We start from the raw sequence: 13,935 nt of genomic DNA, 5'->3' as shown, positions 1-13,935 counted from the left end.
CCGCATGACCTAGACCCCTTCCGGCACAATTACCTCGATATGACGCGGTAAAATACCAAGCTCGATAGGCAAAGACGGCCCTTCCTCACCATCTACATTCGTACTGACCGGTTCTGCGGAGCTGACACTTACATGCTTTGCAGTAAAGTAAACGATATCACTATGATCCTTCAGGTTGCCTAAAAATAAGGATATGCTGGCCGTCACGGTGTTCAATATATTGAGGTTTTTAAAAATAAAGCAGTGAAGCAGACCATCGTCAACAGTCGCATCGGGTGCCAGTTTCTCGAATCCGCCAACTGAATTGGTTAACGTGGCCAAAAAGAGTGGGGACTTTCCTTCCCAGGTCTTGTCATCATAGCGGACGATAAGTGAGTGGGCTGGATGGCTGATAAGCTCTTTCATGCCTTCTTTGAAGTAGGCAAATGTGCCAAACATGGATTTATCGTCTGACGATACAGCTGATAGCGATTCAGCAAGCGAACCTGTAGCAACAACATTGGCAAACATTCGGCCGTTTAAGAGGCCCATATCTACGTTTTTCACGCGGGCAGAAGTCAGTGTACGGATCGCCAGCTCGGGACTTAGCGGAATTTGCAAGGCACGGGCAAAATCATTGACTGTCCCAAGGGGGATAATCCCCAGTCTTGGACGGTGGTCTTGATCCATGAAACCGTTGATGGTTTCGTGAAGTGTGCCATCCCCGCCGATGGAAACGACTAGGTCACAAGCTTCCTCACACGCATTAACGCAAAAACGGGTGGCGTCCAGTTCCTTTGCCGTTTCTTTAACCGTAACAACGTATCCTTGATCACGTAGAATTTCTTCTACGTTTCTGACATGTTGGAGAGATTCCTCTTTGCCGGAAGAGGGATTTACAATGATCATAGCTTTTTTCATATACATGTTCCTTTCTCTGGGGAGAGTTTGTTGTACCAACTCTTACCCGAAAAGCAGACCTTTAGACTCTAGATTAGACATGTGTTATATTTTTAGTTACTATATAAAAGTAAATACAATCTGAATGGAGGATTTCAAATGAAAATCGCATTAACAGGAGCAACGGGGCAATTGGGTTCCATCGTGGTAGATACGTTGCTTACATCTGTCTCCACAAACGATCTTATTGTTAGTGTAAGAAATCCAGAAAAAGCAGAGAACTTACGGTCTCGTGGCGTTGATGTTCGTCATGGCGACTTTGATAAACCGGAGACGCTGGATCAGGCGTTTGCTGGAGTAGACCGATTGCTGATTATATCCGCAGACGGGGATAATGATACTAGAATCCGTCAGCATAAAGCGGCTGTTGATGCTGCTGTACGTGCTGGAGTAGGCTTCATCGCCTATACTAGCGCCGCCAATGCCGCTGACAGTACTCTATTCCTTGCACCCGTACATCGCATCACGGAGGAGTTCATTCGCGAGTCAGGTATTCCTTACTCCTTCTTGCGTAATAATTGGTACCTGGAGAATGAGGCAGGCACGATCCAATCCGTACTCGCGGGGGCTCCTTGGCTTACCTCGGCAGGGACCGGTAAAGTAGGTTGGGCTACCCGCGCAGATTATGCGCAAGCAGCTGCAACCGTTTTGTCTGGCGAAGGGCATGAGAATACAATATATGAGCTCTCCGGTAAGCCGATTACCCAAGAAGAGTTTGCAGCGATACTGGCTGAGGTTCTAGGCAAAGATGTTCCTGTACAGCAGGTGGATGATGCTACGTATGCCGAGGTTATGCTCGGTGCGGGAGTCCCGGAAGGTGCAATCCCTATTGTGGTCGGTATTCAACAAGCGATTCGTGAAGGAGCCTTGGATGTCGTAAGCAGCGATTTTGAAAAGCTGTTGAAACGCTCCCTTACACCGCTTAGCCAAGGAATTAGTGAACTAATCAAGCAAATCCAAGCATAATAAACGTGCCGTAAAACGGATGCTGCCTACCTAGGCAACATCCGTTTTTAGTTATATGTTCACCTATGGACATTTTCAGCAGACAGAACGCTTACATATGAGGTGCAACAATACTCAGATTAGTTTCATCCATGAGTGGAATCGTGACGGATTATCCAATATACTTGTAGGGAACTCCAAGGAAGACTTGGAGCAAGCTTGGTCTATCCAGGGAAGCTTAGCACAGCAGTAGAATTTGAAAATGAATGGAGTACATAATACCATGTCTAATTTACCAAATTGTCCTGAATGTAATTCAGAGTACACTTATGAGGATCGCAGTCTTTTCATTTGTCCGGAATGCGCTCATGAGTGGTCTACCGAGTCAGAAGCGGTAAGCAGTGAAGACATTAAGATCGTCAAAGATGCGAATGGTAACATTCTGCAGGATGGTGACTCTGTAACTGTCATTAAAGACCTTAAAGTGAAGGGAAGCTCATCCGTCTTAAAAATCGGCACCAAAGTAAAAAACATCCGTCTGGTGGATGGCGATCACGATATTGACTGCAAAATTGATGGTTTTGGAGCAATGAAGCTAAAATCGGAGTTTGTAAAAAAGAATTAAAATGTAAGAAAGGAGAAGCCGAGGGCTTCTCCTTTTTTTGTTTATAAGGGCGCTAACCATACGGTTCCTGTTCCCCTGTACACATTTACCAGCCCTTCGCCGGAAGCAGCCGAGCCCATTTTGGTTTTTCCAGATTTTTCGACGGTGAACTGTAAGGTATTGGACCACATGAGGGCAAAGTTACCATCCACCTTCAGCACATCATTTTGCAATTCTATAACGACCGCTTCCTCGGAAGGGATTGGCGCTTGAAGTGCCAGAACTCCTTTTCCGCGGGCGCTTAAATTAAATAACCCTTCTCCACCCAGTGCGGCAGAGGAAAGATTACTACGTGCAACGACGGATATGTCCAGCGTCGTGTCACAAGCCAAAAACAAGCCGTCTTCGATGGCAATATCATCATTGTCGACATCAATAAGCCAAATATATTGGTAGGTAGGCTCCAGCATAATGGTACCCGTGCCTTTATAGTGCGGTTTAATGGCACCTGTCCCTGTTACAGCGCCGGACACCAAGTTTCGCATTAAGCCTCCCACGCCTTTTACACCGGTAGTCATTTCCATGCTACCCACAGTATATTGCATGGCTCCCGCCTTCATCATAATCTCACTATTGTTGATTTCGATCATGAGTTGCTTGCGGCGCATGTTACTTTTGCTCATATAGTAATTGTCTTGCGCAGCCGCAACCGAGGTGCAGCTCAAATCTGTTATGTATTCCAGTACCGTAAATCCGCCTAATTGGTCAGTGATAGCAACATTGCTGTTATCCTTTAAATTATTAATAACAAAAGCCATAAATGTAAGTGCCTCCTTGTTGTATTCATGGTGTGGGGATGGGAAACTTCTTTGTTCCATACAATATTCGACAAAGAGACTTCTTTTCCTGCGGCGAATCTTGACACTTCCCTTGGCTGATTTTCAGACTCAGAAAAGGAGAGCTTGAAAAAGATGCAAAAAAGGTTCAATATAAAGATATCGGTTTTTAAAATGATTGGCTTCGAAAGCAGCCGAATGAGAATGAAACATGAAAATAGGGGGTAGAGCAAGTGGAGATAGGGATAAGCACGTTTGTAGAAACAACGCCGGATCCCCAAACGGGGGAGGTTATCAGTCACGCACAACGAATACGTGAAGTGGTCGAGGAGATTGTGCTTGCAGATCAGGTAGGGCTGGATGTGTACGGCGTCGGGGAGCATCATCGTAAAGATTATGCGGCATCTGCACCTGCTGTTATCCTCGCTGCTGCTGCTGCACAGACCCAACGGATTCGGTTAACCAGTGCAGTTACGGTACTTTCATCGGATGATCCCGTACGTGTGTTTCAGGATTTTGCTACACTGGACGGCATTTCGAATGGACGAGCTGAGATTATGGCAGGCCGGGGCTCTTTTATCGAATCGTTCCCGTTATTTGGGTATGATTTGGATAACTACGATGAGTTATTTGATGAAAAACTGGAGCTGTTATTGAAAATCCGAGAATCCGAGAAAGTCACCTGGAAGGGCGGACATCGGCCTGCAATTCACAATTTGAGCGTGTATCCGCGTCCAGTTCAAAATCCGTTGCCCGTATGGATTGGGAGTGGGGGGAATCAGGAATCTGTGGTTCGTGCAGGATTGCTCGGTTTGCCATTGGTTCTGGCGATTATCGGGGGTAGCCCTGTACAGTTTGCCCCGTTGGTGGAACTATATAAAAAAGCCGCGAGGCATGCCGGTCATGATGCATCGCTGCTTCCGGTTGCATCACACTCACATGGTTTTATCGCAGAGACTACTGAGCTGGCAGCGGATAAGTTCTTCCCTTCCACTCAGCAGAGCATGAATGTGCTTGGGCGTGAACGCGGTTGGGGCCCTTACACTCGCTCCAGCTTCGATGCCGCACGCAGCTTTGAAGGAGCGTTATATGTAGGCGATTCCGACACGGTTGCCCAAAAAATCATTCATCTGCGTAAACAGGTAGGCATTACACGTTTTTTGTTACACGTACCCGTCGGGACGATGCTGCATGATGATGTCATGAGAGCTATTGAGCTATTGGGAACAGAGGTAGCACCACGGGTTCGTGAAGAGATATCCAAGTGGGAATCCGAGAGTAAATAGGTGGATTGATCTCAGTAGACAAAGGAGAAAGGGGCAGACCATGAGCGATATGGCCGCTCCTTTCTTAACTCTAAAATAATCTATATATGAGCTGATCAGATCATTTTTTATTTTGTCCGTTTTTTATGCGTGATGCGCTTTTGCAACAGGGTTTTACCTTGTTTTAGTCTCTTAGGTTTAGCAGGGACTCTGCGCAGGATAGGTTTCTCTTGGGTTGCCTTGGAAGGCAATGTCATGCGATGTGTGGATGATGCAGGTTTTCTTTGACTGCTGCTCGTTACAAAGTTGATGGTGTAGTCCAAGACGAATGGACTAACTGCGATTCTCCGCAGTCCCACGCTTCTACAAGTGGTACAACCTGTATCCCAGCACCAATTGAAGGCATTCTCAGGAACTTGAGTGAAATATGAACCCCGCCATTCGCGTCCAAAATCATCTTCAGCGTAATAAAAGAACGTATTCCCTCCTGCGAAGCCGCTCCAAACCTGAATAGTCTGTCCAGGGTTAACACGGTACCAGCCTGCTTTAGAATAGTTAACAGGAGTACAGCTGAAGTCCGGATAGGCAAAGACCACAAAGATAGCCGCATTGGTACTGTTGCGAAAATTGAGACCCATTTGTCGTCACTTCTTTCCTCATATAGTAATCCTACAGAGTATTCTATGAGAGTTTTGAAAGAAGGGAACGGACACGAGTCTCTTAATCGCTAAAATTGAACCATTTGCTGATGTCTATTTTGTTATGTTCATTTATAGATCTCCATTCGTTTGATTCTGGTTGATAGGTATAATCTTTTTGCCAGGTCACGATGTTTTCCACGATTGCCCGTATGGAAGAGGCGATATAGGAGACTTCCTGATTCGTCATCATGGGATGGAGCGACAGACGCACCCAGCCCGGTTTTCGAGATAAGTCTCCCGCATGGATCAGGTCTGTCATTTGTTTGGATGTTTGTGGGTCAATGCCCAGCAAATAATGTCCGTAGGGGCCTGCACAAGAGCAGCCGCCCCGGACCTGAATGCCAAACCGATCATTCAATAGTTTTACGATCAGGTTATAGTGAATAGGACCGACAACAAAAGAAACGATTCCCATTCGTTCTTGGCTGCTTCCTCCTAAAATGTGTAGTCCTGGTATGGTACTCAAGCTTTTTAGTAATAATGATGTCAGTTCCTTTTTTCGCTCCAACATGCGGTTGTATCCCATTTGTTCTTTCAGCCGAATGCAGAGCGCCGTTCGAACGGCCTGTAGAAAGGCAGGGGTTCCTCCATCCTCACGGGCTTCAGTATTATCCTTATACTCGTATCCACCCCAAGGATTGGTCCAGCTAACTGTACCCCCTCCGGGCTGATCCGGAGCACAACTAAGGCATAGTCTCGAATCCATAATTAAAACGCCGCTTGTACCGGGACCCCCAAGAAATTTGTGGGGTGAAAATACAATCCCGTCCAGTTTCTCGAGAGGATCTGTGGGGTGCATGTTAATCTCGGCATAAGGTGCGCTTGCTGAAAAATCAATGAAACAAACGCCGCCATGTTCGTGCATTTTGCGAGATAGCTGGTAAATCGGTACTTCGAACCCTGTAACATTAGAGCAGGCGGTAAAGGCGCCGATTTTGATAGGGCGATGCCGGAATTGAAGCAGCAGTCGTTCGAGATGAGTTGGATCGACAATCCCGCCGGGACCCGGAGGAAGACATACAACGTCTCCAACGGTTTCTGCCCAGGAAATATGATTGGAATGATGCTCCATATGTGTAACGAAAATAACGGGGCGCTCTTTTTTGGCGATGGGGTAGAGGGGCTTTAATTTTTCATGTATTTTCAATCCTAACAGTCGCTGAAGCTTGTTCACTGCACCTGTCATACCTGACCCGGCGAACAGGATGATATCACGTTCATTGGCATGAACGTGGCTCTTAATGATTTGTTTCGCTTCTTCATAGGCTTGGGTCATCAGAGTTCCTGTCAAATTAGACTCCGTATGCGTATTCGCCACAAAAGGGCCTAATTCATGAGCTATTTTCGACTCGATGGGTCCATACAGACGGCCACTGGCTGCCCAATCCGCATAAATCAGCTTTTTTTGCCCATATGGAGATTCAAAGGTCTGGTGATATCCGATTGTACTTTCGCGATACCTTTGGAAATAAGCCTCGTTAGAAGGCTGATACCTACAATTACTGCTTCCAATTCGAGCCATGAGCATACGGCGCCTCCCAAGTCGTTCTGTCTTCTTAGGGTACGTAAGTAGGTCCGAATGGGTTAAAAAAAATAGGCGAGTGTCATCATTTAGTCACAATAAAAGCCTCATCCAACAGCCGGATAAGGCGCAAGTCTATCCTATATAAACAACTGCATATCGGATTCGAGCGCATCTTTTAGATACGTTTTGGCCTCGATAATTTCCAGTTCAGGTATAAATTCTTCCGGTTTAAAACCCATAATATCCACCGATAGCTTACAGGCATAAAATTTGACGTTTTTCTTCCGGGCACCTTTTAGGAAGTGGATCAGCTTTGGGGCTTCATTGTCTTCCAACATTTCCGTTAGCATCAGTTTTCCCAGACCACTAAAATTCATATGGGACAGCGGTAAGGATTCAGGCCCTTTGGGCGTCATCAAGTCCATGAGTTTCTCGTAAATCGTCTTATCCTCAAGCGTCATCTTCTCGGGATCACGAACCAGTGATAATCCCCAGAACGCAAAAAACATCGTCACATCCACATCCAATTCCCGCGCTGTATTTGCCAGAATCAGTCCAGCCATTGCCTTATCATAATCGCCGCTGAACATAAGCAGATTCATCCTTTTATCCACAATTCCCGCCTCCATTACCAACAGATATATTCAGTATGGATTTGGGAATGAAAACTATGCATGGTTCACTGTGTTGTCTGAAGCCGCAAATTTTTCTCACGGCACAGTCGACAACTCAGCAAAAGATATCCTGTCTACAATATCAAAACCGTTTCCCTGTCCTCTTGGCTTCACAACTACAGTACCCAAGTTCGGAATCTCGCCCAAACCAATGCCTTGAGGGAAACTGTGAGCAATGATAACTTTGTTGGTCCCAGAAGGTGGAACTTTCTCTAACACAGAAGTCAGTTCGGCTAATGTACTTTCCTTCTCTGCTGCGGTTACATCACCACTTAGATTGTAAATTCTAACCCAGAAGGGATCTACATGAACATTTTCTGCTCCAAAAGCTAATTCTGCCGTTTCCCTTGTTCGACAAAAGGGACTTGCTATAACTGGGGTTTGAATGGGGATTTGTAAGCTCTTTATCCTTTCCCCAAAAAGTAAGGCTTGTCTTTTACCTTCCTCGGAAAGATTCCTTTGGAGTGAGCAATCGCCTAAGACGAGATTAGGTTGATCTTCTCCTAGCGTTGCTTCACCGTGCCTAACGAACAGAATGTATCCACCCTGACGAAGAGAACTTAGTAACTCTGGTTTAACTGGTCTAGCTTCCGCTGTATTTATAGCTGCTCCCACGATTTGTATCGGAGTCATAAGAAGTAAAGAAAGCATGCATGCATAAACTAACCTTTTCATCTTCGCATCTCTCCCCCTAAGAATACAATTTTGAGATATAGTATATGTATTGAGGGAAGAAAAAAACGGGGAATAGTATAAGTTACTGTTTCCATAGGCTAGGCGGTTGTAACCCTCTAACATTGAGTTTTTTACTATTTAACAATATGCTTCCAATCCTTTTCTGCGCTTTTTCTGCAGTTCCCTACCCAAAACATGACGCTACTTATGCAACGGTTCGCCGTTACCAATGTCATATCTACAAACCGTCCCATTCTGTATAATCTCAAGGGGAATTCAAGACACAAGCCTGAGATCGGGAGGATCATGAGAAAGTGAGTATAGAGAACAAATATAAAGCACTTGAACTGGAAAAGCCGGGCATCTACGAGCTGGAGGGACTGGAAGTCGGGGTCACCTCTAATTGCAACTTCAAGTGTGATTACTGCTGCGCATATCAGCGGAACGATGGGCAATGCATTAGCAGCAAAGAGGTCATTGATATTATTGATGACATTCCAACGTTAAAACGTGTGCGACTGTCCGGGGGAGAAGTGACCCTGAAGTATGAGGATTGTCTGGACATTGTGGCTCACTGTTCGAGCAAAGGAATCGCTACCCAGCTCAACACCAATGCCAGCTTGCTCAGCCCTGAACGAATTGAGAAACTGCGTGATGCAGGTCTTTCCAACATTCATATCTCCTTCAACTTCACGGATGCTGATAAATATGCAGCCTATTATCATGTTCATCCTCGCATGTATGAGAAAATTGTTCAAAATATCCGGTTATGTACCGAGGCCAAGCTGGAAACGGTGTTGGAGACGTTGCTGTTTGCGGAGACACAAAACAACATGCCAGCTATTAGCGAAATGGTATATGATCTCGGTGTGCGCATCCATGAAATCCAAAACAGCATTGTGATGGATCATACCAACTGGAACGCTATTTCCACCAAGGAAGCGCTCGTCCGTTCCGTTCATGACCTGATTGCACATAAAAAAGATGATACTGTATTGTATTTTACCTGCATGGATCGTTTTGCAGAAGCGCTGGGCTTTCAGGAGCAGCCGGGTGTGTATTTTTCCAATTGTGTTGATGGTAAAAAACAGCTCCATCTGCATGGGAACGGGGACATTCTGATCTGTGAGCTATGCCATCCTGTGGTCATCGGCAATATTTATGATGGAACATCCTTAAAGGATATTTACAAAAATAAACCGAAGCAGCTTCAGGAGTTTCTCGACAAACTGCCTTGTCCTGCATATGATGCGCTTTTTCCTGTAGGAAGCAAGTAGACATGATTTGAAATTGTGAAACTAAAGCATCTACCACCCTAACAGTCAGGGTGGTAGATATCCTTCATGTAACTCCATGAATCCTTTATCAATGATTTTATGAAAGGGTTTACATGTTAAAATATAAAAATATAATTCTCTTATGAAAGAAGGAGTAGATATGAAATATAGAAATGTAGGCAACAGTGGTCTTAAAATTAGTGAAATCGGCTTGGGGAGCTGGTTGACGTACGGTACAGCCGCCGAGCAGGAAGCAGCTCATACCTGTATTGCCAAAGCCTTTGAACTCGGGATTAATTTCTTTGATACCGCGAACGCGTATAACCGGGGAGAAGGCGAAAAGGCTATGGGAGCTGCTTTGAAGTCCTATCGAAGAGATAGCTATGTATTATCTACCAAGGTGTACTTCCCTATGGATACCGGTCCCAATGACAGGGGACTGTCACGCAAGCACATTATGGAGCAATGTGAAGCGAGTCTGAAGCGTCTGGGTACGGATTATATCGACATGTACTTTTGTCATCGTTATGATCCAGACACTCCTTTAGAAGAGACGCTGCGAGCGCTCGATGACCTTCAGGCTCAGGGTAAGATTCTGTACGCTGCTGTCAGCGAATGGAGTGCTGCCCAGCTCATGGATGCTTATGGGATTGGAAAAAGGCTGAATCTGCGCCCGCTGATTGCCAATCAGCCGATCTATAATATGTTCGAACGTTACATCGAGCATGAGGTACTTCCGGTATCCGGGCAGGTAGGCATCGGCCAAATTGTATTTTCGCCTCTGGCCCAAGGGGTCCTCACGGGGAAATACAAGCCTGGACAACCTTTACCGACGGGTAGCCGCGGGGCTGATGCCTCTGTCAATAATGTCATTAGTAGTTACATGAACGATACCGTTCTGAACTGTGTCCAGGAGCTGGATAAGCTGGCGAAGAATTTGGGTGTTACCCTGTCACAGCTCGCGCTAGCTTGGATTCTGAGAGAACCGGGTATCAGCGCTGCACTTATTGGGGCTACTAAACCGGCACAAATTGAGGAAAATGTAAAAGCAGTCGAAGTGAGGCTGCAACCGGAGACATGCGCGGAAATTGAGCGGATTCTGAAGCAAGCAGAGGGTTTTGAACCTTTGCGTTAAGCATTCACACGAGCCTCTAATAACAAAGTCTCGCTCTTCCTGTCCTTAACAGAGAAGGGCGAGACTTTTTAACTTGCTTCAAGCATCGCATAGATGCCTGAAATCATACTAAGTGCAATCCCGCTCACTAAAACAAGGATTTGCTTCTTACTGAGATCCAGCGGATCAAAAAAGATGGGCAACAGCCATTTTAGACTGATGACAGCCCATAGACCTTCCACCAACCCCAATATCAATACCTTTTGCCCCCAGTGAAGCTTCATCTGCGGTGTTAGCGGACCTTCAAGAAACAGGTCACCTGAAGTATGAATATTCCAAGAAACGATAACTACGAATATCACAAGCGTTAATAATGTTGACATAATATAAGTGATATCTTTTTTAGCCTTTTTCGTGAGTTTGGGCGATTTTTTAAACTCAGGGAAGCCGATCAGGAAAAAGACGATTCCTACGATAATAGCCACCCCTACAGAGGAACCGAGTATAATATTCACTATAATGCCGACGCCATTGATGAGTAATAATAAAATAGGCTCTCCCCCTTTGGGGCTACGATGATAGTTATTTTATTGTACACGCAGGAACGAAAATGCTCAAATATTTGGAAAAGTCCCTGGCACTTTTTTGCCAGAGACTTTTGGGCGTATGACTGATTATAAAGCTGCTTTAATGACCTTTTTATAATACAGAATGGATAGCACTCCAAAAATGGAATATAGGGCAGTGTATAGTACCATTACGATGATCATAGGCATCCAAACTTCGGTTCCAAACAAGAACCAGCCGGATTGGACGGCGAAATAGCTGTGTGATAGGCCAATCACTAACGGAATGCCGAAGTTAAAGAGTTGTTTTATTTTAATGCCTCGCAGCAGGTCACTTTGGGTGAAGCCTAACTTTCTCAATACAGTATAATTGGCCTTTTCGTCTTCGCTCTCATCCATTTGCTTAAAGTAAAGGATACAGCCTGATGTAATGAGAAAGGTGAGTCCCAAAAAGCCAACTACAAACATGATCACTCCCATGTTCCGCTTCTGATTGCTGCTCATTTCAAGGCGGGATGTTTGTTGATCATTAAAATTCGCAGCTGCAAAGAGACGATTGGCTTCTTCAATCTGTTCTGCATTTATCATATCAATTCCAATATATAAGGATGATTTCTTTTGAATCTCAGGATTTGCATCTCTCTTTAACCGCTCAAATATGGTTTCATCTACAATGACAGTGGGTACTCCCCCGGCTGCAAAATAGTAGGGAATGACATAATCCTTTTTTAGACCCACATATTGTTGAGGTATGACTTCTGTTTTCCCCTTCAAATCCAAGGGGCCAAAGTCTTTCAAGGACATGAATTTCTGTAACATATCATTATAGCCCGTTAAAACCGTTTGGCCTGGAGTTACATCCGTACCCTCCACAGATTGGTCGCTTACGACAGGCAGTGTCATGGAATCCGTACCATCATTTAATTGTTCCATAGGAGTCTCCATAATTTGCGCTGTCTTCACACTGACTTGAATCACTTCAATTTTCTTTTCACGATACTTTATATCATGCTCATGAAGTAACGCTTTGAATTTCTCCGCATCCGGTACATTCGTCATGGCAAAATGGGAAGGTACATTGTCCTCAGCTGCTTGATCCGCAGAATAATAGGCGATATAGCTTAAGGAAAGTAAACCGATGGCAAGTGCTGATACTGTCGTAATAATGGTCAACAACAAAGCATTGGACTTCATGCGGAACATAATGGATGAGAGAGATAGCACCTCATTAATGTTCAAATAGCCGCCTTTACTCTTTCTGATGATATTGGAAATAAAGCGGATAGATCCTTTATAAAAAAGGAGTGTTCCGATGATGACAGTGCCCAAAATAAACACCATAGCCATAAACAATTCATTTATGGATGTAAAGTCTCCACCAAATAATTTGGAGGAAACATAGTAACCTAAAGCGATGAGAGAGATGCCAATGATCCCGATGATCATCTCAAAGATCGATATTTTCTTGATTTTCCCTTCGGTGGTTGAGGTCACTCTGAACAAGGACAAAATACTTTGTCTTTTGATAAAAGAATAATTCATGAGCATGATCAGCAGGTAGATGACAACAAAAACGATGAGTGTTTGAGTCAGTGCTTGGTTAGAGAAATATAGAGTGGCAATGGCTTCGACGCCCGTCGTCTTAAATAAAATCATAATCACTAATTTGGAAAAGGAGAATCCAACCCCAATCCCAATGAAGAGGGAACTAAAGTATAAAATTAGGTTTTCAGCACTCAGGATGCGAAAAATTTTACTTTTAGTCATTCCGATCAATTGAAATAGGCCAATTTCTTTGCTTCGTCTTTTTATAAAAATATTATTGGCATACATAAGAAAAATGCAGACAATAGCGACCAGTAAAATGGAAGCTGCCCGTATGGAAGCTGCACCTTTAACAGACCCCTTCACTTCGTCCATGGAGGGATCGTACTGTAGTGTGACAAAAGCGAAATAGAGTGCAACACTGAAAATGAGGGCAAAAACATAAAGGTAATAATTTTTCAGGTTTTTTTTCAAATTTTTTAGAATGAGCAGATTAATGTTCATATTGGACCCCGCCTAAGACCCCTTGGGTTTTCATGATATCCTGGAAGAAGCTTTGTCTTTCCTGCTCGCCTTTGTGAAGCTGCGTATACATTTGCCCATCCTTAATAAAAATAACCCGACTGCAATGGCTGGCAGCGACAGGATCATGCGTGACCATAATAATGGTTGCTTTGCGTTTTTGGTTCAACTGGCCCAGCTTGTTTAATAAATCGGAAGCCGACTTGGAATCCAGTGCACCCGTAGGTTCATCGGCAAAAATAATACTGGGCTCATGAATAAACGCTCTGGCCGCTGATGTACGCTGTTTCTGTCCACCCGAAATTTCATTGGGATACTTATCTTTCAACTCATAAATCCCCAATTCTGTAGCCACTTCCTGAAATCTTCGGTTGGCTTCTTTCTTAGGCGTTTTGGTGATGGATAACGGTAAGAGGATGTTCTCCTTCACCGTTAGCGTATCCAGCAGATTATACTCCTGAAAAATAAAGCCTAAATGCTCTTTTCGAAATTCAGCCAGTTGCTTTTCTTTCATTTTCGTCATTTCGATATCATTGATTCTAATGGAACCTTGGCTCACTTTATCAATAGAGGAAAGAACATTCAGCAATGTGGTTTTACCTGAACCGGAGGCTCCCATAATACTGACAAATTCCCCTTCTTCAATAAGGATATCTATTCCCTTCAAAACCTCCTGCATATTGAACTTATTACCGTAGCTTTTACGGATTTTATGAGCTTCTAAAATGTTCACTTCGATGCACTCCT

14 protein-coding genes are annotated in these 13,935 nt (G+C 44.4%); 5 read left to right on the top strand and 9 right to left on the bottom strand.

Going from position 1 to position 13,935, the window contains the following annotated elements; genetic code table 11:
- Positions 1-9: 9 nt before the first annotated feature.
- Positions 10-900: a diacylglycerol/lipid kinase family protein gene (locus ACWA2B_RS06690; protein WP_449291821.1), complete on the bottom strand. Its 891-nt coding sequence runs from the start codon at positions 898-900 to the stop codon at positions 10-12.
- Positions 901-1,038: 138 nt separating this feature from the next.
- On the opposite strand from ACWA2B_RS06690, the gene ACWA2B_RS06685 reads away from it, so the two are divergent.
- The gene (locus ACWA2B_RS06685; protein ID WP_029518862.1) at positions 1,039-1,905 is read left to right on the top strand and encodes an SDR family oxidoreductase; all 867 of its coding nucleotides are present in this window, start codon (positions 1,039-1,041) and stop codon (positions 1,903-1,905) included.
- 262 nt (positions 1,906-2,167) lie between these two features.
- The gene (locus ACWA2B_RS06680; RefSeq protein ID WP_029518861.1) at positions 2,168-2,509 is read left to right on the top strand and encodes a zinc ribbon domain-containing protein YjdM; all 342 of its coding nucleotides are present in this window, start codon (positions 2,168-2,170) and stop codon (positions 2,507-2,509) included.
- A 41-nt stretch (positions 2,510-2,550) separates the two neighbouring features.
- On the opposite strand, the gene ACWA2B_RS06675 is transcribed toward ACWA2B_RS06680, so the two are convergent.
- The gene (locus ACWA2B_RS06675; RefSeq protein ID WP_029518860.1) at positions 2,551-3,306 is read right to left on the bottom strand and encodes an AIM24 family protein; all 756 of its coding nucleotides are present in this window, start codon (positions 3,304-3,306) and stop codon (positions 2,551-2,553) included.
- A gap of 251 nt (positions 3,307-3,557) precedes the next feature.
- Between ACWA2B_RS06675 and ACWA2B_RS06670 the strand changes: the two genes are divergently transcribed.
- The gene (locus ACWA2B_RS06670) at positions 3,558-4,610 is read left to right on the top strand and encodes an LLM class flavin-dependent oxidoreductase (RefSeq protein ID WP_449291820.1); all 1,053 of its coding nucleotides are present in this window, start codon (positions 3,558-3,560) and stop codon (positions 4,608-4,610) included.
- A gap of 107 nt (positions 4,611-4,717) precedes the next feature.
- Here ACWA2B_RS06670 and ACWA2B_RS06665 read toward each other — a convergent pair whose 3' ends face one another.
- From ACWA2B_RS06665 to ACWA2B_RS06650, 4 genes are all read right to left on the bottom strand, one after another.
- Entirely contained in the window at positions 4,718-5,227 is a 510-nt protein-coding gene (locus ACWA2B_RS06665) for a DUF1036 domain-containing protein (RefSeq protein ID WP_165145570.1), read from the bottom strand.
- Positions 5,228-5,309: 82 nt separating this feature from the next.
- Positions 5,310-6,818: an aminotransferase class V-fold PLP-dependent enzyme gene (locus tag ACWA2B_RS06660; protein WP_165145573.1), complete on the bottom strand. Its 1,509-nt coding sequence runs from the start codon at positions 6,816-6,818 to the stop codon at positions 5,310-5,312.
- A 134-nt stretch (positions 6,819-6,952) separates the two neighbouring features.
- Positions 6,953-7,429 carry a DsrE/DsrF/DrsH-like family protein gene (locus ACWA2B_RS06655; protein WP_029518856.1) on the bottom strand — a complete coding sequence of 159 codons (477 nt, stop codon included), beginning with the start codon at positions 7,427-7,429 and terminating at the stop codon, positions 6,953-6,955.
- A 96-nt stretch (positions 7,430-7,525) separates the two neighbouring features.
- Positions 7,526-8,164, bottom strand: a complete 639-nt coding sequence (locus ACWA2B_RS06650) for a histidine phosphatase family protein (protein ID WP_340933724.1) — start codon at positions 8,162-8,164, stop codon at positions 7,526-7,528.
- 314 nt (positions 8,165-8,478) lie between these two features.
- Between ACWA2B_RS06650 and ACWA2B_RS06645 the strand changes: the two genes are divergently transcribed.
- Together ACWA2B_RS06645 and ACWA2B_RS06640 are read left to right on the top strand one after the other, a co-directional pair.
- Positions 8,479-9,441, top strand: coding sequence for a radical SAM protein (locus ACWA2B_RS06645; RefSeq protein ID WP_069012296.1), 963 nt, complete (start codon positions 8,479-8,481; stop codon positions 9,439-9,441).
- Between the two features lie 160 nt (positions 9,442-9,601).
- Positions 9,602-10,576 (top strand): aldo/keto reductase family protein, encoded by a 975-nt coding sequence (locus tag ACWA2B_RS06640; RefSeq protein WP_449291819.1) that lies wholly within the window; start codon positions 9,602-9,604, stop codon positions 10,574-10,576.
- 68 nt (positions 10,577-10,644) lie between these two features.
- Here ACWA2B_RS06640 and ACWA2B_RS06635 read toward each other — a convergent pair whose 3' ends face one another.
- From ACWA2B_RS06635 to ACWA2B_RS06625, 3 genes are all read right to left on the bottom strand, one after another.
- Positions 10,645-11,040: a hypothetical protein gene (locus ACWA2B_RS06635; RefSeq protein WP_013373802.1), complete on the bottom strand. Its 396-nt coding sequence runs from the start codon at positions 11,038-11,040 to the stop codon at positions 10,645-10,647.
- A gap of 189 nt (positions 11,041-11,229) precedes the next feature.
- Entirely contained in the window at positions 11,230-13,170 is a 1,941-nt protein-coding gene (locus ACWA2B_RS06630; RefSeq protein WP_449291818.1) for an ABC transporter permease, read from the bottom strand.
- Positions 13,160-13,921: an ABC transporter ATP-binding protein gene (locus ACWA2B_RS06625; RefSeq protein ID WP_069012292.1), complete on the bottom strand. Its 762-nt coding sequence runs from the start codon at positions 13,919-13,921 to the stop codon at positions 13,160-13,162. Before ACWA2B_RS06625 ends, ACWA2B_RS06630 begins: the two co-directional genes overlap by 11 nt.
- Positions 13,922-13,935: the final 14 nt, after the last annotated feature.

The organism is Paenibacillus sp. CMM36 (genome assembly GCF_053570945.1).
This window is presented reverse-complemented; position numbering and strand designations above follow the sequence as displayed.